22 protein-coding genes are annotated in these 22,240 nt (G+C 52.4%); 9 read left to right on the top strand and 13 right to left on the bottom strand.

What is annotated here, in order from left to right; all coding sequences use genetic code 11:
• Positions 1-47: 47 nt before the first annotated feature.
• Both AB4N73_RS16420 and AB4N73_RS16425 read left to right on the top strand, forming a co-directional pair.
• Complete coding sequence (locus AB4N73_RS16420; RefSeq protein ID WP_460143596.1) at positions 48-890, top strand: chromosome segregation protein SMC; 843 nt, start codon at positions 48-50, stop codon at positions 888-890.
• 314 nt (positions 891-1,204) lie between these two features.
• Complete coding sequence (locus AB4N73_RS16425; protein WP_460142320.1) at positions 1,205-1,570, top strand: histone-like nucleoid-structuring protein, MvaT/MvaU family; 366 nt, start codon at positions 1,205-1,207, stop codon at positions 1,568-1,570.
• A 110-nt stretch (positions 1,571-1,680) separates the two neighbouring features.
• Here the strand turns inward: AB4N73_RS16425 and AB4N73_RS16430 are convergent, their stop codons facing one another.
• The 3 genes from AB4N73_RS16430 to AB4N73_RS16440 all read right to left on the bottom strand — a co-directional run bounded on the left by AB4N73_RS16430 (position 1,681) and on the right by AB4N73_RS16440 (position 7,884).
• The gene (locus AB4N73_RS16430; protein ID WP_460142321.1) at positions 1,681-4,503 is read right to left on the bottom strand and encodes a P-loop NTPase; all 2,823 of its coding nucleotides are present in this window, start codon (positions 4,501-4,503) and stop codon (positions 1,681-1,683) included.
• 113 nt (positions 4,504-4,616) lie between these two features.
• Positions 4,617-7,082, bottom strand: a complete 2,466-nt coding sequence (locus tag AB4N73_RS16435; RefSeq protein WP_460142322.1) for a DEAD/DEAH box helicase — start codon at positions 7,080-7,082, stop codon at positions 4,617-4,619.
• Position 7,083: 1 nt separating this feature from the next.
• Positions 7,084-7,884 (bottom strand): hypothetical protein, encoded by an 801-nt coding sequence (locus AB4N73_RS16440; RefSeq protein ID WP_460142323.1) that lies wholly within the window; start codon positions 7,882-7,884, stop codon positions 7,084-7,086.
• Positions 7,885-8,984: 1,100 nt separating this feature from the next.
• Here AB4N73_RS16440 and AB4N73_RS16445 point away from each other — a divergent pair.
• The gene (locus tag AB4N73_RS16445; RefSeq protein ID WP_322844719.1) at positions 8,985-9,803 is read left to right on the top strand and encodes a hypothetical protein; all 819 of its coding nucleotides are present in this window, start codon (positions 8,985-8,987) and stop codon (positions 9,801-9,803) included.
• 310 nt (positions 9,804-10,113) lie between these two features.
• Here the strand turns inward: AB4N73_RS16445 and AB4N73_RS16450 are convergent, their stop codons facing one another.
• Both AB4N73_RS16450 and AB4N73_RS16455 read right to left on the bottom strand, forming a co-directional pair.
• The gene (locus tag AB4N73_RS16450; RefSeq protein ID WP_095181806.1) at positions 10,114-10,470 is read right to left on the bottom strand and encodes a DUF7079 family protein; all 357 of its coding nucleotides are present in this window, start codon (positions 10,468-10,470) and stop codon (positions 10,114-10,116) included.
• 170 nt (positions 10,471-10,640) lie between these two features.
• Positions 10,641-10,859 (bottom strand): DUF6429 family protein, encoded by a 219-nt coding sequence (locus AB4N73_RS16455; RefSeq protein ID WP_460142324.1) that lies wholly within the window; start codon positions 10,857-10,859, stop codon positions 10,641-10,643.
• A gap of 221 nt (positions 10,860-11,080) precedes the next feature.
• On the opposite strand from AB4N73_RS16455, the gene AB4N73_RS16460 reads away from it, so the two are divergent.
• A complete protein-coding gene (locus AB4N73_RS16460) occupies positions 11,081-11,410 on the top strand; it encodes a hypothetical protein (protein ID WP_016773313.1) in 330 nt (109 codons plus the stop codon).
• 34 nt (positions 11,411-11,444) lie between these two features.
• Here AB4N73_RS16460 and AB4N73_RS16465 read toward each other — a convergent pair whose 3' ends face one another.
• Positions 11,445-12,194, bottom strand: coding sequence for a hypothetical protein (locus AB4N73_RS16465; protein ID WP_252878857.1), 750 nt, complete (start codon positions 12,192-12,194; stop codon positions 11,445-11,447).
• Positions 12,195-12,309: 115 nt separating this feature from the next.
• Between AB4N73_RS16465 and AB4N73_RS16470 the strand changes: the two genes are divergently transcribed.
• From AB4N73_RS16470 to AB4N73_RS16480, 3 genes are all read left to right on the top strand, one after another.
• A complete protein-coding gene (locus AB4N73_RS16470) occupies positions 12,310-12,675 on the top strand; it encodes a hypothetical protein (RefSeq protein ID WP_460142325.1) in 366 nt (121 codons plus the stop codon).
• 100 nt (positions 12,676-12,775) lie between these two features.
• Positions 12,776-13,510, top strand: coding sequence for a hypothetical protein (locus tag AB4N73_RS16475; RefSeq protein ID WP_353188749.1), 735 nt, complete (start codon positions 12,776-12,778; stop codon positions 13,508-13,510).
• 71 nt (positions 13,511-13,581) lie between these two features.
• Positions 13,582-15,501, top strand: coding sequence for an alkaline phosphatase D family protein (locus AB4N73_RS16480; protein WP_460142326.1), 1,920 nt, complete (start codon positions 13,582-13,584; stop codon positions 15,499-15,501).
• Between the two features lie 123 nt (positions 15,502-15,624).
• On the opposite strand, the gene AB4N73_RS16485 is transcribed toward AB4N73_RS16480, so the two are convergent.
• Positions 15,625-16,797 (bottom strand): acetylornithine/succinylornithine family transaminase, encoded by a 1,173-nt coding sequence (locus AB4N73_RS16485; protein ID WP_460142327.1) that lies wholly within the window; start codon positions 16,795-16,797, stop codon positions 15,625-15,627.
• Positions 16,798-16,899: 102 nt separating this feature from the next.
• On the opposite strand from AB4N73_RS16485, the gene AB4N73_RS16490 reads away from it, so the two are divergent.
• Both AB4N73_RS16490 and AB4N73_RS16495 read left to right on the top strand, forming a co-directional pair.
• Entirely contained in the window at positions 16,900-17,826 is a 927-nt protein-coding gene (locus AB4N73_RS16490; RefSeq protein WP_252876870.1) for a LysR family transcriptional regulator, read from the top strand.
• Between the two features lie 134 nt (positions 17,827-17,960).
• Positions 17,961-18,662 carry a hypothetical protein gene (locus AB4N73_RS16495; protein WP_016773307.1) on the top strand — a complete coding sequence of 234 codons (702 nt, stop codon included), beginning with the start codon at positions 17,961-17,963 and terminating at the stop codon, positions 18,660-18,662.
• 268 nt (positions 18,663-18,930) lie between these two features.
• On the opposite strand, the gene AB4N73_RS16500 is transcribed toward AB4N73_RS16495, so the two are convergent.
• The 6 genes from AB4N73_RS16500 to cyoC all read right to left on the bottom strand — a co-directional run bounded on the left by AB4N73_RS16500 (position 18,931) and on the right by cyoC (position 22,237).
• Positions 18,931-19,422 (bottom strand): RidA family protein, encoded by a 492-nt coding sequence (locus tag AB4N73_RS16500; RefSeq protein WP_016773306.1) that lies wholly within the window; start codon positions 19,420-19,422, stop codon positions 18,931-18,933.
• Between the two features lie 187 nt (positions 19,423-19,609).
• Positions 19,610-19,924 carry a helix-turn-helix domain-containing protein gene (locus tag AB4N73_RS16505; RefSeq protein WP_041479944.1) on the bottom strand — a complete coding sequence of 105 codons (315 nt, stop codon included), beginning with the start codon at positions 19,922-19,924 and terminating at the stop codon, positions 19,610-19,612.
• Positions 19,921-20,265 (bottom strand): toxin, encoded by a 345-nt coding sequence (locus AB4N73_RS16510; RefSeq protein WP_252876871.1) that lies wholly within the window; start codon positions 20,263-20,265, stop codon positions 19,921-19,923. Before AB4N73_RS16510 ends, AB4N73_RS16505 begins: the two co-directional genes overlap by 4 nt.
• Positions 20,266-20,380: 115 nt before the next feature.
• A complete protein-coding gene (cyoE, locus tag AB4N73_RS16515) occupies positions 20,381-21,268 on the bottom strand; it encodes a heme o synthase (protein ID WP_016773305.1) in 888 nt (295 codons plus the stop codon).
• Positions 21,269-21,278: 10 nt separating this feature from the next.
• Positions 21,279-21,614 (bottom strand): cytochrome o ubiquinol oxidase subunit IV, encoded by a 336-nt coding sequence (cyoD, locus tag AB4N73_RS16520; RefSeq protein WP_011335842.1) that lies wholly within the window; start codon positions 21,612-21,614, stop codon positions 21,279-21,281.
• On the bottom strand, positions 21,614-22,237 hold the full coding sequence (gene cyoC, locus AB4N73_RS16525) for a cytochrome o ubiquinol oxidase subunit III (RefSeq protein WP_024014230.1): 624 nt from the start codon (positions 22,235-22,237) through the stop codon (positions 21,614-21,616). The genes cyoD and cyoC overlap by 1 nt, the downstream gene beginning before the upstream one ends.
• Positions 22,238-22,240 lie beyond the last annotated feature (3 nt).

Consider the following 22,240-nt stretch of genomic DNA (forward strand, 5'->3'; position numbering starts at 1 on the left):
CGGACAACGCTGCCGCGACCGGTCATTGTGACAAGAAACAACGGTTGATCGACGAGATCAACCAGCTGACCGCCCAACGCGATAAACACTTGAGCGACGCTGAACAGCACCACACCAAGATGGCGCCGTTGGAGGCGCTATTGGAAGGCGACGAAGTCATCGAGGAGGAACGGCTGACCGAAATCCGCAAGGAGCACAGCAGCCTGAAAGTTCCTTACGACGCCAGTAAGCACCGTGCCTGGCTGCTCGATGCGAAGATCACTCGCCGCGAGAAACTGCTCAATCATGAAACCCTGATGGCGGGTTACACCGAGTCGATGGCGAACTGGAAAGCCGACGAACAAGAACTCAACGAAAAACGCGACAGCCTCAGCACCCGCTTGGCGCAGATCCAGCAGCAAGCGGAGGACGACATGACCAAGGCCCGGCAAGCCGAAACCGATGCCGCCACCGCCTACGCGCAGGCCGTGGCCTGGGGCGATACCGAGGGCGAAAAGAACGCCAATGCCGACGCGCAGAAGGCCGCGAAAAACCTCGCCACGGCGACCGAACACAATCGTCGTCAACACCTGATCATCACTGCACTGGAACAGGAGCTGGCCGTCGTCGACCAGCACATTGCCGAGGCGCAAAGGGAATACGGTTCGATCCAAAAAACAGCGATGTTCCTAGCCCGCACAGTGCTGGAGGATCAATGGAACGAACAAGCGCAAGCACTGATGGAGTTGGGCGGCAAGCTGTGGAATGTACAAGGCATGTTGGGAGGGGAACACCTCAGCCTGATGAAGCTGGTACTTCCTCAAGAAGGCGAAGACTTCCACAGCTGGACCTGGCGCGAGCTGTCGGATCGATCCGGCAAGTACAGCGTGCAAGACATCCTTTCGCTGTAGGCCATTGATCCACCGAAACAGCCTACGCAGGTAGGCTGTTTAACCTCAAAAGGCTAAAAAATGATCATTCAATTTGACCTTAGAAACACCCCCAACTGGAAAGAACTCCTGAAGGCACGAATAGTCTCCTTAAAGGAAATGTTGGAATTCGTGGATAAACCCCGCATAAAAACGAAAGTCGAGATTCTCACCGTAAAATTGATCAAGAACGAAATCATCAGCATCCGAGAGTATCTGAAACTGTCAGAATAGCGGTGAACTTGTGAGCCACACGTACATTCAAACCTTTATCATCAACACGCCAGGAAATAAGCATGTCCAAACTTGCCGAATACCGTCAGCTGGAAAAACACCTCGCCGAGCAGCTCCAGGCATTGGAGACGATGAAGAGCGACGGCGCGCTGAAAAAAGAGATCGAGTTCGAGACCAAGTTGCGCGAGCTGCTGAATCAGTACGGTTTTAGCCTAAAGCACATCATCAACCTGCTTGATCCACAGAGCACGAAGCGCGCCTCAACGCCGGCCGCGGCCCCCGGCAAGCGCAAACCTCGCGAGCTGAAAGTATATAAGAACCCTAACACCGGTGAAGTGGTTGAAACCAAAGGAGGCAATCACAAGACGCTGAAAGAGTGGAAAACAAAGTATGGATCCGACGAAGTCGAGAGCTGGATGAGAAAATAAAATACTTTAGCCTAAAAAGGACCCTATACGGGTCCTTTTTATTGATTACTTTAAGCCGAAAACCTAAAAACCTCACCACACGCCACGAATATAGGAACGAAGTTGAAAACCTAGGTGTTTTTCGGCTTAGAATTTTCCACGTTTTCAATAAGAACATTAAGATCATTGTACATTGTATCGTGTATATCAATCGCTTGTATTACAAGGGGATCAACAGAATACTTTAACAAGTGAGTGCTAGCAGCCTTTATAATTTTTATAGCTTCAGCCCTGCTATAGAGCTTTGCTCGCTTTCGTGCAACTCTCTTTAAAAATGTATCAACTGAAACTCTGTTTCTATAACTTGGTCTTGCTCGAACCAAAATCGAAGAAATGGAAAGTGCGGCTTCAATCGCCGTATCAAAAATAGCATCTCCTAACTGACGAAAAAGCCCCGCATAGCACGTAGACAGTCCACTAAGCATAATAATTGCCTCATCTATTACTAGTTGAGTAGACTCAACATCGTCTGATAGCGCATAAGAGGCAAGAAGCGCATTTTCCAAATAGTTCTTTTCTGTACCCTCACATACCGCCCACTCAAAATAAAAAGCACGATGCTTAGGCCCATGCCCAAATTCACGAAATAGCTTTATAGCGCCTATCGCGTCATTTTCACGACGATAATATGAAGCCAGCTTTGTAACTAAAAATGGATCATATTTATCAGATGCAACCAAACTCTCAACCAACGCAATAGCAAGGCGCGTTTTGCCAGACGTGAAAAGCGCATCTGCAAGCTCAAATTTCCAAAAATTAAAATTAAGAACTTTCTCATACTTTGAGCGATCCGATTCAGAGCGAGCCAAATCGATGAAAAAATTAGACACGTCTACATCGAATTTATCTTCAAGTATTTTAACTATAGCAGTAGCAATGTACTTATGCCGTGTATAGATCGCAGTTGCAGTTGTTGTTGCGGCGGCTTCCTGACCAAGCTTCTTTATCACATTTGATTGTAACTTTGGCACGGTCAGACCTAAAACTGCAGCAAGCGTCTCAAAACTCAGCTTATCGAACCCTTCTGCGTGCATTGCTGCGATGTAGCCTAGAGCATCCCGGAGTGTTTTTGACTCACTGATAAATATTTGATCCAGACGATCTAACATCGACTCAGCGTGATCATACAAATCGCCACTGTGTCGTGAAAGCAGTAGAGCACCAAAGAAAGCCCCTGAGCCACCCTTTGACTCAGTTTTGGCATAATACTTTAACTTTTCCACCCTAGTTTCGTGTTCCAGTGAAGTTAGCTCTGTACCAAGCCCTTTCTCTCCAAATGAACTCCACGCAGTCACAATCATTTCAGCGTCAGCCTGGCTCAAATCTTTTAACGTTATCTCTTTGTATGCTGTTGTAAAACTCCAAGACAATGTATTAGCGCCTGATGTTTTCCAGTCCGAGTCCCTACTAGCCAGTAGAAAATCAATCTTCGCATCCAGGTCTAGAAAACCACTTTCAATGAAGGTCAATATATTCTTTGCAACTTGATCCGCCTCATCTATAACTATCAACCAGTCATCATGAAGACTCAATATTGGCAACAGAGCCTCAGCATCAAACGGACGAATATTGTTTCTCCTAAACAATATTTTCTTAGATTTTCTCTCACTAACGATTTCAAAACACGCTTGAAGTAATGCAGTACTTTTCCCCTCACAACCAGCCGCCAGCAATGTGCAAACCGTAGTTTCAGACGACGAACTGAGAGAAAAATATGTATTTCTTAATTGAGTTACAATCTCACGACGCGGAATGGATTTCGATAATGCCACGCGCCACTCAGGAGTTGCACCATCAAAATAACTTACAGCCTCTGCCTCATTTAACTCGACAAGATTTTGCGCTAAATTCTCAAAGTCAGTAACCTCCCATCCGCCTGGGAGTTTCACTTTAGCCTGGCCTTGCCGCAAACTTTTTTTATGTTTTTTTGGCAAATCGAAATGCCACCAATCTGCTTCTCGATTCACCTCCTGAAAGCCGCCAGTTGTTAACTCCCAGCATTGATCATTTCGACTCCACTGATATGGCTGTAATGCAACATAGTCTCCAGCGACATTCAAATGCCCCCATAGCAATCCATTTTTCCACTTACTGCCCTCTGGCGCCTGATAGCCTGCTCCCGTTTGTATAGTCAAGAACTCGTTACCAGCGCCATAATTTGGCTCAGCCCAAGATTCATGCATATGCCCATGAAGATATAGCACATTGTGAGAGCCAAAAAGCGCTTTTAATGGCTTAATATGGTTCGCATGCAACCACTCAAGAGGGTGGTGACCCAAGACTATTTTCACACCACAGTCTGAAATAGCATCCAAAGCTGTTCGAACTAAAGCAACACCCGGAGTTAGATTATACTTATCCTTTTCATCATGACATAACCAAGCAGTATTCAAACCAACTATACCAATATTAACTCCATTAACATCTAGAGTGCAGTTATAGCTACCAGCCTCCGAAAAAATGTCCATCGCCAATGGCAACTCAGTTTGATACATAAAATGAGCAAACCGATCCACCAGCATATTCCGATCTTCTAAGGACTCTGAAGTCGGATCGAAAAAACCACCTTCAACACTTAGAAAACTTTCGCGACTAAAACCTTTATTAATCTTCCGATTTAGATCGTGATTTCCTGGAACGACAAAAATCCGATCTCTAAACTCTCGCCCCATCACCTCCAAGACCGGGTCAAGTATAATCCTTACGAAAAGTTCGTACTCTTCCTTCTTTCCTGCGTTAGCAATATCGCCGGTAATAAACACAAAATCTGGTCTATTACCTTCGGATATTTGCTCCTTGATATGATCAATAATTTTACCAGACACTAACTCTTGCTGGAAAACCTCTTTTCCAAAATGAAAATCTGATAGATGAAGCCACCTTAAAGAACTCATGATCTTTGCACCTTTTTTTGGAGGCGTACTTAGCAAAACCTAGAAATATTCAGCACGCGCACAGTCGATTGTATTAACTTTTAGATAGAACTGACACATTATAAAAAATACAATTATTCAGGTTTTAAATTCATCCTTGCTTCAAATATGAGCAGGTCGCTTTCTCCGTTCTGCACCATTATATTGACGAGACGGGGGCTTACTTCAACCTCGCCGCCCGATAACACTTTTATTATTCCCGGGTATTTCTCCAGCATCAAATCTGCTAACCCGCGACTGTAGCCATCTCGGATAAGCTTTATCTTGGTATCATCAGAGGTTCCGTACTTGATCATCTTATAGAACCCTGGATCTAAAGCACCTACTCCATTTAAAACTTCAACAAATTTGAAAATTTTGTTATCAAAAAAATCGTCTTCATCTTTTAATCTAACAATTGCGAGATTGATCCGCTCAGTGTCGTCCTTTTGGGAAATCCTAACCCACCTTTCATATTTACTCTCACCATAAGTCGTATCCCCCCAACGGCCCACGAAGACGTGATCACTACGGCTATCTTCTACCAGTTTTTTCCAGTAAGAAAGCGTCAATCTAATAGTCTGCTTTACACTGTAACTTTTCAATTTCCAGTCTAGGATCATCGCGTAAAAATTGCGCGCAGCCTCTTGCTTTAACCGCAGCAGATCGCTGTACTCTCGGCTCTCATCGAAGTGTTCAATGAAAGATCTGGAGATGGCAAGCATCAACCTATCGACGGTTTTAATTACACCGTTAGCCTCAATGCTTCGCCTGATTTTCCTATCGATGACCTCCTCCTGCGAGAATACGTCAATTTCACTTACACTGTTCGCGATAAGAAGTTTGCCTAGCTCAGTGGTGACATATTTGCACTTCCGATCCTGGACCAACCCAGGATGCAAATTTTCAAGGCGAGCAACAGCGTCTTCGTAAAGAACGGAGACCTTACCTTCAATAATTTTAGTCGCCTCAAGAAGAACATTACTTACCGTGTCTTTATCTACCTTAGAGACGTTGACCGCACTCTTATAAAAAGTTTCAAGGTCTGCTTTCTTACGAGTGTAACCGTCCACACCCAACAAATAGATGCTGGACTCAAGCTTCTTCAAAGCAGCTTCCGCGCCAGGTGCGAATACTTCACTGAACCGATTTACACGGCCGACCAAATTCTTAAACTGCGACGAGGTCAGGTAACGATCGCCCTTGGTAAAATCAAAAACGAACAGCCTTTCAATCGGCAAATTTACGCCTTCCAGGAGCGTCGAATTACATACCAAAAACTTCATTTGCCTAGAACTACTGAATAGGTTTTCTAGATATAGCCTTATAGTGTCGGGAATTGAGCCATGGTGGTACATGACACCTTTACGGAGACAACTGATAAGTTTGTAGCGACGATCAAAATTTTCTTCGAGTTCATCGCATGCCGTTTGTATCAACGGACAGCTAACCGGAGGCAGCACTGCGGCTAGCTCGACAGCAAAAGACTCGATGCTTTTTTTCTTGTTTCCATAGATAATATTTTTTGACAGAGCCTCACTCTTAATGAGTTCAAAGCAACTGCCATACCCTCTATCGAACCCCATTGATTCGTTCAGAAAATGGTCGTAGAGAATAAGTTTTGTTTCACTTTTGCCGCGCCTAAAGTCCCTTATATAGTAACGCTCAGATTTGATGTATTCATCTATTTTAAAACCGGTGGGAATCATATTCAGAAATCGCACCCGAACATTTAACTCGTCGCACAAAAACGGTGTCAGAAACTTGAAGGACGTCCCCGGATTTCGGGCCCCGAGGATGCATAGCATCGAAGCCAGTAACTCACTTCTCCGGTCGCTATGTAAAAGGTTATGAGCCTCGTCAACGAAAACCATCTCGAAGGTCAAATCGGCGTTCTCGTTCAAGAGTCTATTGAGCCGCTCCTGAGTCAAGACAAAAACCCTGTTTTTACGCTCCTTTGAGAACATTTCGGGATGAGTAACAACCTTACCCATCCCCTCGATGCCCGCATAAATCAAACGTTTTTTTGTCTGAGCTAAAAGGGCTTTGGAGGGAACAAGAATTGCCACTCGGTTGTCGGGATTTTCCCGTACTGACTGGATAATTAGTTCAGATTTTCCATAGGAAGTGGGAGCTATAACAACTGAAGAATTTCGGTATTCTGACTGAACGAAAGTCCGCAATGCATCCTGTTGCTCAGTCAGCACGATGCCCTGATCTCGGAAAGTATCGACATAGCTGCCCACGATGTTTCGGATAAACGATTCGCTACGGTGATCATCCTCGGCAAAATAACTACTGATTACTGCGGAGATAGGATGTAGACCGCTGTTTAGCGCCACGTCGTAAAGTGCCTGATATTGGCCAGATGAATTCCCGTAGAAAAGTATAATGCGGTAGCCTAGGCGACGGATAACAGGAGTTTTATGATTAAGAAGAAGCACCGCGATTGCCAAGAGCTTGACGACCTCAGAGTCTTCTAACGTTTCTCCTTTTAGAAGTTTAAAATACAACTCCTTGAACTTGGTATTTCCCAACTTTCTGATGGTTAGCTCATCCATGCTAATTCCCCGCCTCTATCTTTAGAAACTCTTCCAGCTTTTCTATCGTTCCTTTATGAAGAGACAGAACCCATACACTCTTAAACACAGAGTCCGCTACTAACCTAGTTGTAAACTTGGAAACCGTTTGCTCAGCAATAGCTTGTGAAATATCGCTAAAAAGAGCGGAAATAAGGAAAACATTATTGTCCGAAGCAGTGGCGCTATTTACCTCGGCCAAGCCTCCCTCTAGCTCCAGAATTTCAAGGACAGAATCCCTATAATTGGCCTTGTTGTGAATCGCATTTCGAGCAGCATTAATTGCGTTTAACCAGTGATTAAGCTCTGGCTCGGCCAAGCGCTTCTTCAGGTCATCTCTCGCAAGCCCCAATAAAGCGCGCGTAGCGGCGCACGAGCTAACACTCTCTTTTTTACCACCGGATTTGACCTCAGTGATCCAGACATGATTCGTAGACGACTCATACAGCAAAAGGTCAAATCCTTTCCGAATGCTTTTTTCCTCCATGTTGAAAAACGGTGAAACGACATCAAAGCTAGGAAAAAGCTTCAGAATGATCACATGTGAAAGGAGCTCTCCTAACATACCGACCCTGGTTTCCCATGGTTTTTTGGAGTATCGCTGCTCCCAAAAATGCTTGATCGTCGCGGGATACTTGAAGATCACCCTGTCCCTGCTGGCTTGGTCAGCTCCGTGACAGATGCGAGTTAGATTCTCCCTTAGCGCCTGCTTGAGCTCATCAGAAAAGACCTCGACGCAACACAAGGCATACTGATCGATTCGCTTGAAACTGATGCCGTCCATAACATTTCCTACAAGTACCCAGCCCGCAGAGTCCACTCGCGGCGATGAAAAAGCACACTCAGTGATTCCCGCACGCGACAGGGGATACCAAAATGGCCAGATATGGGCATATGCCAAGGTGAATCGGGGGACGCACGATAGCGGCACGATGCCAGCTTTCATGCAAATTAACGTGACCTATAGGTTTAGGTAAACAAAAATTGGATACAGAGCGGGTTGAATATCCGCTCTCAGGAACAGCGTGACTGGAGAATCTCTTGGCGCCACCTGCAAATGATAACGATTATTAATCATGCTAAAGCGTTACACCAAACAACTTGGTTACACGATTGAATACCGACCAAAAAATTGGTGTAACCAGAAAAATACTCAACAATTACATGAAGTTATGTAGATCCGTCACACAAGTAACATGAGTAACACAGCTTCAGAGGGAAATATCCCCCCAATCCCCGTAAGCTTCAGAACCTTCAGCGAACGTCAGAGACCTAATCCGAAATATGACGGTGCCCCCTAGAAAAATTTATATGACGCGGGGCGAAAGCCCACCGGACTTTGCTAGTGGAAAGGTGCCCAGCTTAGTGAGCAGGTGAAAACACATTTCACCAGACCAACTGCACATGCAACTGAGAGCCGCCAGGGACCTTGAGCATTTCTGAATGACACGGGGGTAGGCCCCCCATGATTTTGAGACTGGCTGACATTTTTGAATTGGTTGACAGGTTGACGACCGAAGAAATGCGGAATCATCTACACGGCAGGCCATCGTTACCGATGCGGTAACGATGGCTCTTTTTCAACGAAATCCTTTCGATTTCAATGATTGAATTTCAATAAGCTCAAGGTCGTGCCGCTAACACTATCCCACGGGTTTCCGACCCCGTATCCCTTGAAAGTCCTCAGGGTCCCCGGCAGTTATTTCAGCTGAACCGAGTCATCACCTACCATTCCAGTGTCCTTGGAAAATTTCATACTAAGATCAACTACGAGCTCTCGCTTTTTCGTAGTGGCGCATCGCCCTTGCTTTCTGTATAGCCAGTTTGGAGGGAGCACAGATGCTTGCCTCTCCACCAATAAAAATAAAGCCAAGGAAAGGAAACATGCCCTATTCGGCTAGCGTCTTCAACGTATTGATCGCGTCACCATCCGACGTACCCTGTGAGAGGCAGGCGATTGCTGAGAGCCTTCACGAATGGAATGCGCTGCACTCCCAAAGCACAGGGAAAGTTCTTTTGCCTGTCATGTGGGAGTCCCATAGCGCACCTAGCATGGCAGACCGTCCGCAGGGTGTAATCAACGATCTAGTCGTCAAATCCTGCGACATGCTGATTGGTGCTTTCTGGACCAGGCTTGGCTCACCTACTGGCGTAGAAGATAGCGGTACAGTGGAAGAGATAAAGTGGTTTCTGAAGCAAGACAAGCCGGTGATGCTGTACTACTCAGATGCTCCGGTTCAACCGAGCAAGATCGACAAAGATCAGCTCGATCGACTTGAACAATTCAAAAAAACCATCCGAAACAAAGGAATCCAAGAGCAGTACTCTTCTGTCGAACAGCTCAAGGTGCACCTATCGCGACACCTTACAATCATCACCAGAGGCCTCTCGGTTGGAACCATCGTGGACGCGTCAGTCGTAAAGGCGGCTAAGGAAGCCACAAAAGAGTCAGTCGTGAAGAGAGCTTCCTCCTCAAAGGTGCAAGCGGAAGTAGTTGCCATTGAGTTACGTGAATATTCAGATAGGTCATTTATCGTTACTGGTGACACCAAGACCAAAAAGGATGAGCTGAAGGAGCTGGGCGGGAAATGGATTAAAACTCGTGACGGAAGCTGTGCATGGAATTTTTCAAAGAAGAAAATCGACGCCGTAGCGGAACTGCTTGATATCCCACCCTTTTTGGTTGAACAATCTGACTTATAGACCAAGCTCCTGTCGATTGATCGCTGAGTAGCAGCCTTCAGCTTGTATCCCTACCTGTATCCCAGATCAAGAAATCGATCTACAGACCACGGAATATATAGATCAATCGAGTCTCCCTCGGGCACCAACACAGAGAAAAAGGTCTTGCGAAAGCAGGGCCTTTTTTTTCGTCTGGTGGAAAGTGGTTGGTGCAATGCCGACCACTAAAGCCCCGCCCGACGATTGAGCTTGAAGCGACCTGAATCACCGCATAGGTGAAACAAAAGGTGGCTTTTACCATCGAGGAATACCAAACCGCATGCAACCGTCCTCATAGCCTAGAAGCTATCTCCTTCCACATGTAGTCATAGTTGTACTCCAACCAACGCACCAATAATCTGTCGTACTGCCTGCGAAACCAATTGCGCCGTCGCGCCGCGAGCCTCTCCTCTATCTCGGATCTGAGCCAATCAGGGTCGAACCCAGTCCATACAGTGGGCAGAACTGCAGCAATGTTTGTGAAACACACTGGTGCTACTTCTGAATAAAAAATCTTGTAGAGCACCGCTGGATCAACGCCCTTGAGCTGACGAACGACGTAGTCGTAATCAGTGGGGAAATGATTGAAAGGCTCCGATAAGGCATCTCTGACCCTAGTCAGTTGTGGTTCATTCAGATGATGTCCCAATGCAAAAATCCTCCGATTCCTTATCCAGTAACTCGCTACCGTTTCGTCTGCAGATCTGCGTGTAACCGCACCGACGACAATCGTATGCATATCGCTATGGCGAGCCATGGCCAAAACTGACGTCATTTTGCCGAGCAACAGCTCAAGTCCATAATCGGGCGCTGCCCAACCTATTCCTTAGCCCCAAACATCCGCTCAGCAATCTCCCGCCCCCGCTCCATCCCTTCCTTCGTCAACCATATCGATTTGTTCCGGTTCACCGGATTACTGATCAAACCCTGCTCGTGCAAGCGGTTCATAATCTCGAAGTCATAGCCCTTCCACGCATTGCCGGCGTCGGAGCTATAGGCTGCCAGGAGAGCAAGGACGGCGTCGTCGATCAGTTTCATGTCGTATTCCATGATGGTCACTCCGCTGATGTTCAGTGTTTGTAATCAAAGCGTCGTATCAAAGTGGATGTCAATGCTGCGCGAGCTTGTAGGTTTTAGATGCCCGATTGCTGGTTGCCTCGACTGCGATCCCCGCCCGTATAATCACGCCCGCACGTCAAACCTCCTCTGGCATTTCGCGCATTGGTTTCAAGCCATCCACTTCACTGACAGACATCCCCATGGAAACCTCACTGGAAACCGTCGCCCTCTTCTCCCTCAAACTTGCCTACGAAGAAGAGGGCCTGAGCCCGATCCTGCGCGATGACATGGTCATGGGCGATTATCAGAAAGACGTTTTCGAGTTACTGGTGAAACGCGGCGATGTCGAGGCCATTCAGTTCAAGATGAACGAATGCCTGAACCTGGCGCTGGATGCCTTGGGTGGGGTCGAGAAGCCGTTGGGGCGGGAGTTGCGCAAGTTGTCGGCGGAGTTGGCTCAGGCGCGGTCGGTGGAGCAGCTGGGTCAGCCGCTGCTCGCGCTGAAAGGGTATCTGCGCGACATTCTTTGAGTGCCGCGCTACAACCATGCCGGTATCTCTCCTGTCAGCGACGTGCTTTCAGCACTCGAATATCCGTTGGGAAGCCGTCAGCGCCCACCAGTTTTTTCCAGCCCATGTACTGAAATTCGCCGCTGGGATCAATGTAGTCGCCCTTCTCTGGTTGCCCCCCGCCAACTATCGCAACACGCTTCACTTCGCCACAGCCGCCATCCGACGGTCGCACCGTGTAGATCACATAGGGCTTCACGTATTGCGTGGCGCGGAAGTATTGGCCGCAGATTTCGTCGACGGTAATCAGCATGGTTTTCAGGCGGGCTTCGCCGTCGGTGTCTTCGTGCAGTTTCAGAAAGGAGATGTCGCCGACGTCGCTGTAGCCGAGGGAACGGGCGCGTTGGTAGGCGGGGGAGTTCTGGTGTGCAATTCTGCCCTCCTCCACACCGCGTTGCATTTGCGCGGCGAACTCGGCTTTGCCTTGGGCCAGGGTTGCCTCGGCGTGGGCGGCGACGTTTTCGCAGTGGGCGTACTCGCTGGAGTCGAGGTGTTGCGGTAGCAGGTTGAGGCGGCGCTCGTTCATGGAGGCGAGGCTGTCTTGCAGGCCGGACGTTAGTGCATAGGCAGCGGAGACGCGACCGCTCTGGACGTCGGCGATTGTCTCCTGCATCCGCTGGCAATTGGCGAGGTAGTAATCCCAGCTGGCTTGCGGGTGTTCTTTTGCGAAGCAGAAGGCTGGGGTAATGGAGACGGCAAGGGTGAGAGCGCCGAGCAGTTGCAGCAAACGGGTTGTGGAAAACATGGGTAGTCCATTACAGAGAAGGCATGGCGCGACGCTACTATTTTGCTATCGTGCCGTCCACTCTCAACAGGCGACCAAGTTGTCGCCTCTGTCTCGTGGCAAGGAAAGAAATCCGATGGATGCTGTGTTGTGTTTGGTAGTCATGGCTGCAATCTGGTTCTGGGTGGTGCGTCAGCGCGGGCACTGGAATCTGTTGTTGGCGAACCTCGCCGGAGCGGGCAGCGCTGTGGTGGCGGGCATTGTCTTCACACTGCTTTATGACGGTCTGTTCGGCACCACCATGGCAGCGCCGGGACTGCATAACAGCCTGGTGGTGTTCATGACCAGCGCGGGCGTTCTGGCGGGTGTGTGGTTGTGGATCGCCAAGCGTCGACAGCCGGCGCATCCGGTTGCACGTCAACTGCTCGCGGGCGTCTGTGGCGTTGCCGCCGGCATGGTCACGTTGATTTTTCTGGCGGCGAATTATTTTCCGCAACCGTAGCCGGACGGCGCGTCTATTTTGCTATCTTGCCGCGCATCGTTGGGGCTCGCTGATCGTCTCGCGCCGCGCTTGGATTGTTGAAAGGTAAGGAAAGGATCAAATGGAGTTTTTGCGTTTTCTGGCGTTCGTCGCTGTCTGGGGTTTCATGTGGCGCTGGGTGGTGAAGAACCGCGGCAGCTGGAACATTTTCTACGGCAACATCGTTGGCGCGGCGGGTGGGTTCATTGTCGGGCTGGTGATGTTGTCGATCACCTTTTCGCTGTTTCCTTCGTCGTTCGATCACGAGGCGCAGGCGCAAAACACGCCAGTCGTCGAGTCGACCTCTGTACTGCCTGAAGCCGAGGCAGTCACGCCCGCCACCGAACTGAAAGATGCGCCGGTTTTTGCTGCCATCGAAGCGGACGACAAGCCTTCCCCCCCGGACTCCGCACTGTTGCCGAATAACGTCAGCCGGGCACCGAAATCAATGGCGGTACAGACGGTGCTGAATCAAAGCGACTACGAGGGTCGCATGGCCCTGGCCGCGCTGAACAAGAAGTTGCGCGGCGACGCACAGGCCGACAAGTCGATGATCGCGTATGTCATGTGCAGCCCGTTTGTCACCAGCACCCTGCGTTATCCCGCTTCGGCGCGTTTTGCTGACAGCAAAGCGCTGGTCAGTCATCGCTACAAGGATCAGGTCTACAGCTTCAGCAACAGCGTCACTGCGCGCAACATGAATGGCGACGATGTCACCTACCGTTTCGATTGCTCCGTGCAGGAATTGCCACGGGTTGATGCGACGGCTGGGGAGTGGCGTTTGCTGGCGCTGAAAGTGCAAAAAGCCGACTCTTAAGACTCATTTAAGGGATCAAGGCGCCGGCTGCGCTATCATCGCCAGCCTGTGCGCCTTGAACTTTGCCCTCGATGTTTTCAACACCTGATGACCTGATCTCGCTGCCTCCTGTACTGGCCGGTCCGTTGCTGCGGCGGCTGGAGCCGACGCGCGTGGTGCTGTGGCTGGTGGGCTCGCGTGAACTGTCGCTGACCTTGCGCCTGCAAGGTGTAGGAGATATTCCGCTCGACTCGCAGAAATGCACGGTCATTGCCGTAGGCCGTCATGCGTTCGTGCATCTGATAGACGTTCAGCTTGAAAGCGCCCTGCCCTGCGACACGTTTATCGCTTACGACCTGCTGATCGATGACGCCATCGGTATGGCTGAGTGGGCGCCTCATCTGCTTTACCCTGGTGCCAGCTGCGCGAACCTCGTCGTGCGTTCGCGGATCGACCAATTGCTCCACGGTTCCTGCCGCAAGCCGCATCATCCGGCAACCGATGGTTTGCTCTGCGTCGATCAATTGTTGGCCGACGAAGCCGATGCGCAACTCCGTCCGGCGCTGCTGATGATGAGCGGTGATCAGGTTTATGCCGACGACGTCGCCGGGCCGATGCTGCGGGCGATTCATGCCCTGATCGAGCGTCTCGGTCTGTTCGATGAGCACCTTGACGGTGCCGTGGTCAGCGACAGCGCCAAGCTCTATCAACACCCGGCCAGCTACTACCACCGTGCGGATTTATTACCGGCGCTAGAGAGCAACGAGACCTTGCGCGAGCGATTTTTCGGTGGCGCGCGTAAGCCGATTTTCACCAGCAGCAGTGCCGACAATCACCTGGTGACGTTCGCCGAAGTCATGGCCATGTACATGCTGGTGTGGTCGCCGACGCCGTGGTCGCTGATCAATCCGAGCGCGCCGACGCTGACGCCGGAACGCCGCAAGCGCTACCACCTCGAGCAGACGCGCATCGATGCCTTCAAGACGGGCCTGGGCAACGTCGCGCGGGTGCTGGCGCATCTGCCGAGCCTGATGATTTTCGATGACCACGACATCACCGATGACTGGAATCTTTCTGCGCAGTGGGAGGAAACCGCCTACGGCCATCCGTTCTCCAAACGCATCATCGGCAACGCGCTGATTGCTTATCTGTTGTGTCAGGGCTGGGGCAACAATCCTGATGCCTTCAAGGACGTGCTGGAGCAGACCGCACGACTGAGCGCCAGCGGTGACGACGGCTATCTGGACATGCCGGTGCAGGACGATCTGATTGATCAGTTGCTGCGTTTTCAGCAGTGGCATTTTGTGTTGCCGAGCAGTCCGGCACTGGTGGTGATAGATACGCGCACCCGGCGCTGGCGCAGCGAGATGGCCCTCAAGCAACCGTCGGGCCTGCTCGACTGGGAAGCCTTGAGCGAACTGCAACAGGAACTGCTCGATCACCCTTCGGCAATCATCGTGTCGCCGGCGCCGATCTTTGGCGTGAAGCTGATTGAAACCGTGCAGAAAGTGTTCAGCTGGTGCGGTTATCCGCTGCTGGTCGACGCGGAAAACTGGATGGCCCATCGCGGCGCGGCGCAGGTGATACTGAACATTTTCCGACACTCGCGCACACCGGGGAACTACGTGGTGCTGTCCGGCGATGTGCATTATTCCTTCGTCTACGAAGTCCTGATCCGCCACCGCAAGGCCGGCCCACGGATCTGGCAGATCACCAGCAGCGGCATCAAGAACGAATTCCCACCAACGCTGCTGGAATGGTTCGACCGCCTCAACCGCTGGCTCTACTCACCGCGCTCGCCATTGAACTGGTTCACCAAACGCCGCCTGATGCGCATCGTCCCGTATACGCCGGACCATGCCGAGGCCGGGGAGCGGCTGTGGAATTCAGCGGGGATCGGACAGGTGTTTTTCAATGAACAGGGGCAGCCGAGCGAGATTGTTCAGCACAACTCGAATGGGGCGGAGAAGACGAGGATGCTGGCGCCGGAGTTTGCAAATGCGCCGGACTAAAGCCATGCGCTGATCTGTGGGAGCGAGCCTGCTCGCGAAGGCGCAATTTCAGTCGACACCTACTGTGAATAGTCGACCGCTTTCGCGAGCAGGCTCGCTCCCACAGGGTTTTGCGCAGACCAATCAATGTGCGGCCAGAGCCCGCCCAACCCCTCTGACAATCATCCCCACCTCGCGCTCATCAATCGTCAGCGGCGGGAGCAACCTGATGGTCTTGCCACGAGTCACGTTGATCAACAAGCCGTGATCCCGCGCAGCGATCAGCGTCAGGTCGCGCACCGGTTGTTTCAGTTCGATACCGATCATGAGGCCCTGCCCCCGGATTGCCAGCACGTTCGGGTTGTCTGCCAATTCGGCGCGCAAGCGTTCCAGCAGCCGTGCGCCCTGCACCCGCGCATTCGCCAGCAGGCCTTGTTCTTCGATGATGTCCAGCACCGTGCAGCCGACCCGGCAGGCCAGCGGATTGCCACCGAAAGTGCTGCCATGGCTGCCCGGGGTGAACAGGTCGGCCGCGCGGCCGCGGGCCAGGCAGGCGCCGATCGGCACGCCATTGCCCAAGCCTTTGGCGAGGGTCATGACGTCGGGCACGATGCCTTCGTGCTGAAAGGCGAACCACTGCCCGGTGCGGCCGATGCCGGTCTGGATTTCATCGAGCATCAGCAGCCACGCGTGGCGATTGCACAGGTCGCGCAGGGCCTTGAGATAACCCGGCGGTGCGACTTGTACGCCGCTTTCGCCCTGAATCGGCTCGACCAGAATCGCCACGATGCGCGCGCCGTGTTTGCGCTGTATTTGCTCCAGCGCGGCGAGATCGCCGAACGGCACTTTGACGAAGTCCCCCGGCAGTTCGTTGAAGCCAAGCCGCACCGCCGGGCCATCGCTGGCGGACAGCGTGCCGAGGGTGCGGCCATGAAACGCGTTGGCCATGACCACCACCAGCGGCTGCTCGATGCCTTTGCGCCAGCCGTAAAGGCGCGCCAGTTTCAGTGCCGTCTCGTTCGCTTCGGCGCCGGAGTTGTTGAAAAACGCGCGCTCCATCCCCGACAACACAGTCAGCCGCTTGGCCAGTTGTTGTTGCCAATCGATGCTGTACAGGTTGGAGGTGTGCAGCAGCAATCCCGCCTGCTCGCTGATCGCCGAGACAATGCGCGGATGCGAGTGGCCGACATTGGTCACTGCCACACCGGCAACAGCGTCCAGATATTCGCGCCCCGCCTGATCCCACAGGCGCGTGCCCAAGCCCTTGGTGAAACTCAGGGCCAGTGGTTGGTAGGTGTTCATCAGGGCGGCGGTCATGACGTGAAACTCCATTGCAGGTCGGTGTTTTTGCAGTATGGTTAGCCACCTGAGCTGGATAAACCCGGAAAAACTTCAATCATTTAAAAGCCGAGCTTGATAATGGATTTGTTTCAGTCGATGGGCGTGTACGTCAAAGTGGTGGAAACCGGGAGCATGACGGCCGCCGCTGCGAAGTGCGAAATGTCGACGACGATGGTGGGCAATCATCTGCGCGCGCTGGAGCAACGGCTCGGCGTGCAACTGCTGCAACGCACCACGCGCCGCCAGCGCCTGACCGAATTCGGCAGTGTCTATTATCAGCGCTGCCTGGAAGTGCTCGGCCTGGTGGCCGACTCCGAACGCCTGGCCGAACAAGCGTCGGACGAGCCGCGCGGTTTGCTGCGTATCACCGCGCCACTGACCTTCGGCGTCGAACGACTGACCCCGGCGCTCAGCGAATATTCCTTGCTGTATCCGCAAGTGAAACTCGACGTGGTGCTGACTAACAGCCGCCCGGATCTGCTGGAGAACGGCCTCGATGTCGCCTTCCGCCTGGGCAATTTCGACCAATCCAACCTGATCGCTCGCCCCCTGATCGACTACACCCTGACGGTCTGCGCCTCCCCTGATTACATCGCGCGGCGCGGCATGCCGCACACGCCCCAGGATTTGCAGCAACACGATTGCCTGTCCTTCGCCTACCCGGCTGGGGATGACTGGCAATCGGTGGAAAAACGCTGGCGTCTGAGCGGCCCGGAAGGTGAAGTCCTCGTCGACGTCAGCGGACCGATGCTGATCAACAGTTCCGCCGGTTTGCACCAGGCAGCGCGCAACGGCATGGGCATCATGATGCTGCCCGACGCGCTGGTGGAGCAGGATCTGCGCGACGGCAAACTGGTCAGGGTAATGACGGATTACCAACCGCCAAGCAGGCCGATGCACCTGTTGTATGCGCAGGATCGCTATCGATTGCCGAAGCTGAGACGCTTTGTCGAGTTTGCGATGCGTACGTGGGGGAAACCCACTGACGCCATGCTCGGAATATAACGCACGCCGGGAAAAATCCCGACCACCAGACCGTTGCTCCGTGACAACGCCGCCCCGCTCCCCTAAATTAGTCGGCCTGAAAAAGACCTCGTGCTTTCTCGCCTCAACTCAAGTTAAAAAGTAGTGAAATTTCAATGTCCGATTTCAACACCGCTGAATCCGTAGTCACCCAGTCGTCCAAAGCGGAATACGAAAACTCCATCAATCTTTCACAACACCTGCCACAAGCCAAAATCATCAGCGAGATGGTCCTCGACGCGTTCCAGTCGACCCGCGAGAGCGACCAGATCCGCGAATTGCGTGCGGCGATCCGTCAGGCGCATGACAGTTTTGATGACGACAAGGCGTACGAGCTGATGGGCGAACTCAAGCGCCTGAAAGACGCCGAGGCAGCCGACATTGCCGCGCTGGAAGACCTGAGCAGCAAGTTCTCGATCGGACGCATTCTGTCCAGCTTCAAGGACGATCCGGCATTCCAGGAAATCGTTTATGGCCTGGCGCTGAAGGTGTTGAATCAGACCCATCAGGCGATCAGCAATCCGAGCGGCGGCAAGAGCAAAGCTGCGAAGAAGAAAGAAGTGGAAATTTTCACCATCAGCAAGGACGGCGCCAGCGTGACCCTGCCAATGCGCACCCCGCGTTCGCGTCTGAACGTAGATCGTGAGGCACTGGAATTCCTCGGTTTCACTTTCGTGGGTGAAGGCGATGAAGCCGAGCTGGAAAGCGAAACCTTCGTCGATAACGCCGGTACCGAACAGGCGGTGAACCGCAAGAACATCATCACCGCGCTGCAGCAGCAGACGGCGTTTGACGGGTACAGCATCGCGGCGCAGTAATAGCGCAGCCGCTGTACGAAAAAGCCCCGCACTGAGATTCAGGCGGGGCTTTTTGTTGTCCGGCTTGTGATTCGTGAGGAGGCGAAAATCGTCGCCCCTCACCCCAGCCCTCTCCCGAGGGAGAGGGAGCCGAATTGTGTGATTTTCAAACCTGAGTTCGGCTCGGTATTTCAGGTCGGCGTATATCTTGAAAGCCTCTCAGTCAGTCCCCTCTCCCTCCGGGAGAGGGTTAGGGTGAGGGCAAACCGCTCCCCCACCTCCCCCCCCCTCAAGCCGAAGGATGCAACGCCGCAATCATGTCCACTTCAATCGCCGCATTCTTCGGCAACTGATACACGCCGATGGTCGTGCGCGTATGCCGTCCGGCATCGCCCAGCACATGGCTGAACACATCCGAAGCGCCGTTGGCCACTTCGCTCAGGTCCACAAAGTCAGCAGTCGACTTCACATACACCGTGACACGCAACAACGCACGAATCTTGTCCAGCGAACCCACCGCATCGACAATCAGCGCCAGGCAACGCATGGCGCTGATGCTCGCCGCGGCTTGCGCATCCTTGAGGTTCAATTCCAGCCCCACGCGACCGGGATACAGAATCTTGCCATTGACCCGCGGCACCATGCCGCTGATGTAGAGCTCGTCGTGATGACGGATCAGCGGCGCGTAATTGCCACCGGCGGTGTTCTCGCCATAGATGTCATAGTTGAGTTCTTCGGCCAAGGCGATAAAACGCTCATCGCAGGTCATCCGTTCGGTCATTGCGCCCAGCCTTTTGATCAATGCACGGGTTGAGACAGTCGAGCACCGGGGGATGGCTTGGAGCTACTACTGTCGGGGTTGGATCCAAATCTATGGCGTTTGCCTAAGTTGTGCAACCAGCGTAGATGGAACAAAAGGCCCTAAACCTTTCGGATGCCCCGGACCACAAGCTGGTCTTCAGCGGCGCTCAAACAGTGTTCAAGCGCTCAACCATATCTGGAAATTTTTCAACCAGTCGTATCAATAAGGCTGCTTGAGCATTGGGCTTCGACTTTTCCTGCTCCCAATTTCGAAGGGTGTTTGGACTTGTCCTGATTCGACTGGCAAAAACAGCTTGAGACATATGCAGTTTTTCTCGAAGAGCAACAATTTCCTGTGCGCCCACTTCAGGTACAGGCTTGTCCTCAAGCACTGTATTGCGCAGTGTGATCTTGCCCTCGCGTTGAGCCGCCATCTCATCAACGCCCTGCATTAACTCTGCAAACAGGTCGCGTTTTTTCATGGGGTACCTCGTTTTTTCAACTCTTTATCAATGGCTGTCCTGAGTGCCCTCTCTTGCTCGGCAGTCAGCTTCTCAAGCTCATCTTTGTCGTAAATGGCGAACATCCAGAACTGACCATCATTCATAAGCCAATAGTAGAGAACCCGCAAGCCGCCCCGTCTTCCCTTGCTACGGCGAGAATCAGCCCAGCGCAGCTTACGGAAGCCACCCGTTCGAGGCATTACATCGCCCGCAAGCGGATTGCTCTGAAGGTAGTTCTGCAATGTTCGATATTCGTCGTCCGTCAGATAGCGGCCAACGCTTTTGGTAAATATCGTTGTTTCAAAAAAGATTGTTCGCATAGCCAAACTATAAGCAGCTTGACTATAGACAGCCTATCAACAAATCGCTGCTCGAATAAACAAAAAACCCCGCACATCTCTCAACGTGCGGGGTTTTTCCTGAAGCTTGCAAACCTTACGGCGCGTACGTCAGCAACAGCTCTGTCGGCACCTTGAAGTCCAGGGACATCATGACGCTCAACGCAGTGATGGTGAAGATCGAGAACACGAACAGCTTGCGTGCCCAGACGGTGTCATCGACTGCCTTGTAGCCGGTCCAGGCCATGTACAGCCAGTACATGCCCATGGCGGCGGCGACGGCTAGGTAGCTCATGCCGGCGTAGCCGCTGAAGGTCAGCATCAAGGTCGCCACGAGGAACGCCAGGATGTAGAGCAGGATGTGCTTCTTCGCCACTTGAATGCCGCGTTTCACTGGCAGCACCGGAATCGATGCGGCCAGGTAATCATTGAAACGGAAAATCGCGATGGCGTAGGAATGCGGCATCTGCCACAGGCTGAACATCACCAGCAGGGTAAGTGCGGCCATGTCGAAGCTGTTGGTCACGGCAACGTAACCGATCACTGGCGGCATGGCGCCCGACAGACTGCCCACCAGCGTGCCGTGAACCGACTTGCGCTTGAGGTATAGGCTGTAGAAGCCGACGTAGATGATGAAGCCGATTACTGCGAACAAGGCAGCCAACGGGTTGGCCACCTTGTACAACAAGGCAACGCCGAGAACACCCAGAATGGTCGCGTAAACCAGGGCCAGTTTCAGGGAGATGAGGCCCTGGACCAGCACACGGTTCTTGGTGCGTTCCATCTTCAGGTCGATGTCGCGGTCGATGCAGTTGTTGAACACGCAACCGGAGGCCACGACCAGGGAAGTACCGATCATGGCGGCCAGAAACACCGCCAGATCGACATGCCCTTTCGAGGCCAGGAAGAACCCGCCTGCCACAGAAAGCACGTTACCGAAAATGATCCCCGGTTTGGTGATTTGGATAAAGTGCTTGAGCGACATCGGGTCTACCTCACTTCGCCATCATGTACGTGTGGATGCTGAACATGATCCACAGCGACAGGCCAACCAGCAGCACGATCACAATCGCCGTGAAGACGAACGCGATCACGTTGTTACGCTGTGCAATGGAACGGTCCAGGTGCAGGAAGTAATACAGGTGAACGATCACCTGGATCACTGCGAACAGTAGAACGATTGCCAGCGTCGTCGACTTCGGCAGGGTCGGGTACATCACCAGACCGAACGGAATGACGGTCAGGATTACCGACAGGATGAAGCCGATGGCGTACGACTTGACGCTGCCGTGGCCAGCATCGTGGCTGTCATGGGAGTGTGCATTAGCCATTACAGAGTCCCCATCAGGTAAACAACGGTGAAGACGCAAATCCAGACCACGTCCAGGAAGTGCCAGAACAGGCTCAGGCAGCTCAGACGGGTCTTGTTGGTCGACGTCAGGCCATGCTTGTTGACCTGATACATCATGATGCCCATCCAGATCAGACCGGCCGAAACGTGCAGACCGTGGGTACCGACCAGGGTGAAGAACGCCGACAGGAAGCCCGAACGGCTAGGACCGAAGCCCTCGGAGATCAGCAGGTGGAACTCGTTGATCTCCATGGCGATGAAGCCCGCGCCGAGCAGGAAGGTCATGAACAACCAGCCCAGGACCGCCTGCTTCTTGCCCTTGTACAACGCCAGCATGGCGAAGCCGTAGGTGATCGAACTGAACAGCAGCAGAGCGGTTTCGCCCAGCACGTAAGGCAGTTCGAAGATCTCGTGGCCCGACGGGCCACCGGCAACGTTGTTTACCAGTACTGCGTACACCGCGAAGATCGACGCAAACAGAATGCAGTCGGTCATCAGGTAGAGCCAGAAACCGTATACGGTCATCTCGCCCGAGTCGTGGTGATGGTCATCGTGCCCATGGTCACCATGGGCGTGTCCAACATTGGTCACTAAGTTCGACATGGT

The organism is Pseudomonas sp. S3_B08, from assembly GCF_054667725.1.

What these genes read in the sequence shown, in the direction of transcription:
- AB4N73_RS16430 (WP_460142321.1), bottom strand. Translation starts at nt 4,503, where the DNA reads ATGAGTTCTTTAAGGTGGCTTCATCTATCAGATTTTCATTTTGGAAAA.
- AB4N73_RS16460 (WP_016773313.1), top strand. Translation starts at nt 11,081, where the DNA reads ATGGAAACCTCACTGGAAACCGTCGCCCTCTTCTCCCTCAAACTTGCC.
- AB4N73_RS16435 (WP_460142322.1), bottom strand. Translation starts at nt 7,082, where the DNA reads ATGGATGAGCTAACCATCAGAAAGTTGGGAAATACCAAGTTCAAGGAG.
- AB4N73_RS16495 (WP_016773307.1), top strand. Translation starts at nt 17,961, where the DNA reads ATGTCCGATTTCAACACCGCTGAATCCGTAGTCACCCAGTCGTCCAAA.
- AB4N73_RS16510 (WP_252876871.1), bottom strand. Translation starts at nt 20,265, where the DNA reads ATGCGAACAATCTTTTTTGAAACAACGATATTTACCAAAAGCGTTGGC.
- AB4N73_RS16490 (WP_252876870.1), top strand. Translation starts at nt 16,900, where the DNA reads ATGGATTTGTTTCAGTCGATGGGCGTGTACGTCAAAGTGGTGGAAACC.
- AB4N73_RS16425 (WP_460142320.1), top strand. Translation starts at nt 1,205, where the DNA reads ATGTCCAAACTTGCCGAATACCGTCAGCTGGAAAAACACCTCGCCGAG.
- AB4N73_RS16485 (WP_460142327.1), bottom strand. Translation starts at nt 16,797, where the DNA reads ATGACCGCCGCCCTGATGAACACCTACCAACCACTGGCCCTGAGTTTC.
- cyoC (WP_024014230.1), bottom strand. Translation starts at nt 22,237, where the DNA reads ATGTCGAACTTAGTGACCAATGTTGGACACGCCCATGGTGACCATGGG.
- cyoE (WP_016773305.1), bottom strand. Translation starts at nt 21,268, where the DNA reads ATGTCGCTCAAGCACTTTATCCAAATCACCAAACCGGGGATCATTTTC.
- AB4N73_RS16440 (WP_460142323.1), bottom strand. Translation starts at nt 7,884, where the DNA reads ATGGACGGCATCAGTTTCAAGCGAATCGATCAGTATGCCTTGTGTTGC.
- cyoD (WP_011335842.1), bottom strand. Translation starts at nt 21,614, where the DNA reads ATGGCTAATGCACACTCCCATGACAGCCACGATGCTGGCCACGGCAGC.
- AB4N73_RS16505 (WP_041479944.1), bottom strand. Translation starts at nt 19,924, where the DNA reads ATGAAAAAACGCGACCTGTTTGCAGAGTTAATGCAGGGCGTTGATGAG.
- AB4N73_RS16465 (WP_252878857.1), bottom strand. Translation starts at nt 12,194, where the DNA reads ATGTTTTCCACAACCCGTTTGCTGCAACTGCTCGGCGCTCTCACCCTT.
- AB4N73_RS16470 (WP_460142325.1), top strand. Translation starts at nt 12,310, where the DNA reads ATGGATGCTGTGTTGTGTTTGGTAGTCATGGCTGCAATCTGGTTCTGG.
- AB4N73_RS16480 (WP_460142326.1), top strand. Translation starts at nt 13,582, where the DNA reads ATGTTTTCAACACCTGATGACCTGATCTCGCTGCCTCCTGTACTGGCC.
- AB4N73_RS16445 (WP_322844719.1), top strand. Translation starts at nt 8,985, where the DNA reads ATGCCCTATTCGGCTAGCGTCTTCAACGTATTGATCGCGTCACCATCC.
- AB4N73_RS16500 (WP_016773306.1), bottom strand. Translation starts at nt 19,422, where the DNA reads ATGACCGAACGGATGACCTGCGATGAGCGTTTTATCGCCTTGGCCGAA.
- AB4N73_RS16475 (WP_353188749.1), top strand. Translation starts at nt 12,776, where the DNA reads ATGGAGTTTTTGCGTTTTCTGGCGTTCGTCGCTGTCTGGGGTTTCATG.
- AB4N73_RS16455 (WP_460142324.1), bottom strand. Translation starts at nt 10,859, where the DNA reads ATGAAACTGATCGACGACGCCGTCCTTGCTCTCCTGGCAGCCTATAGC.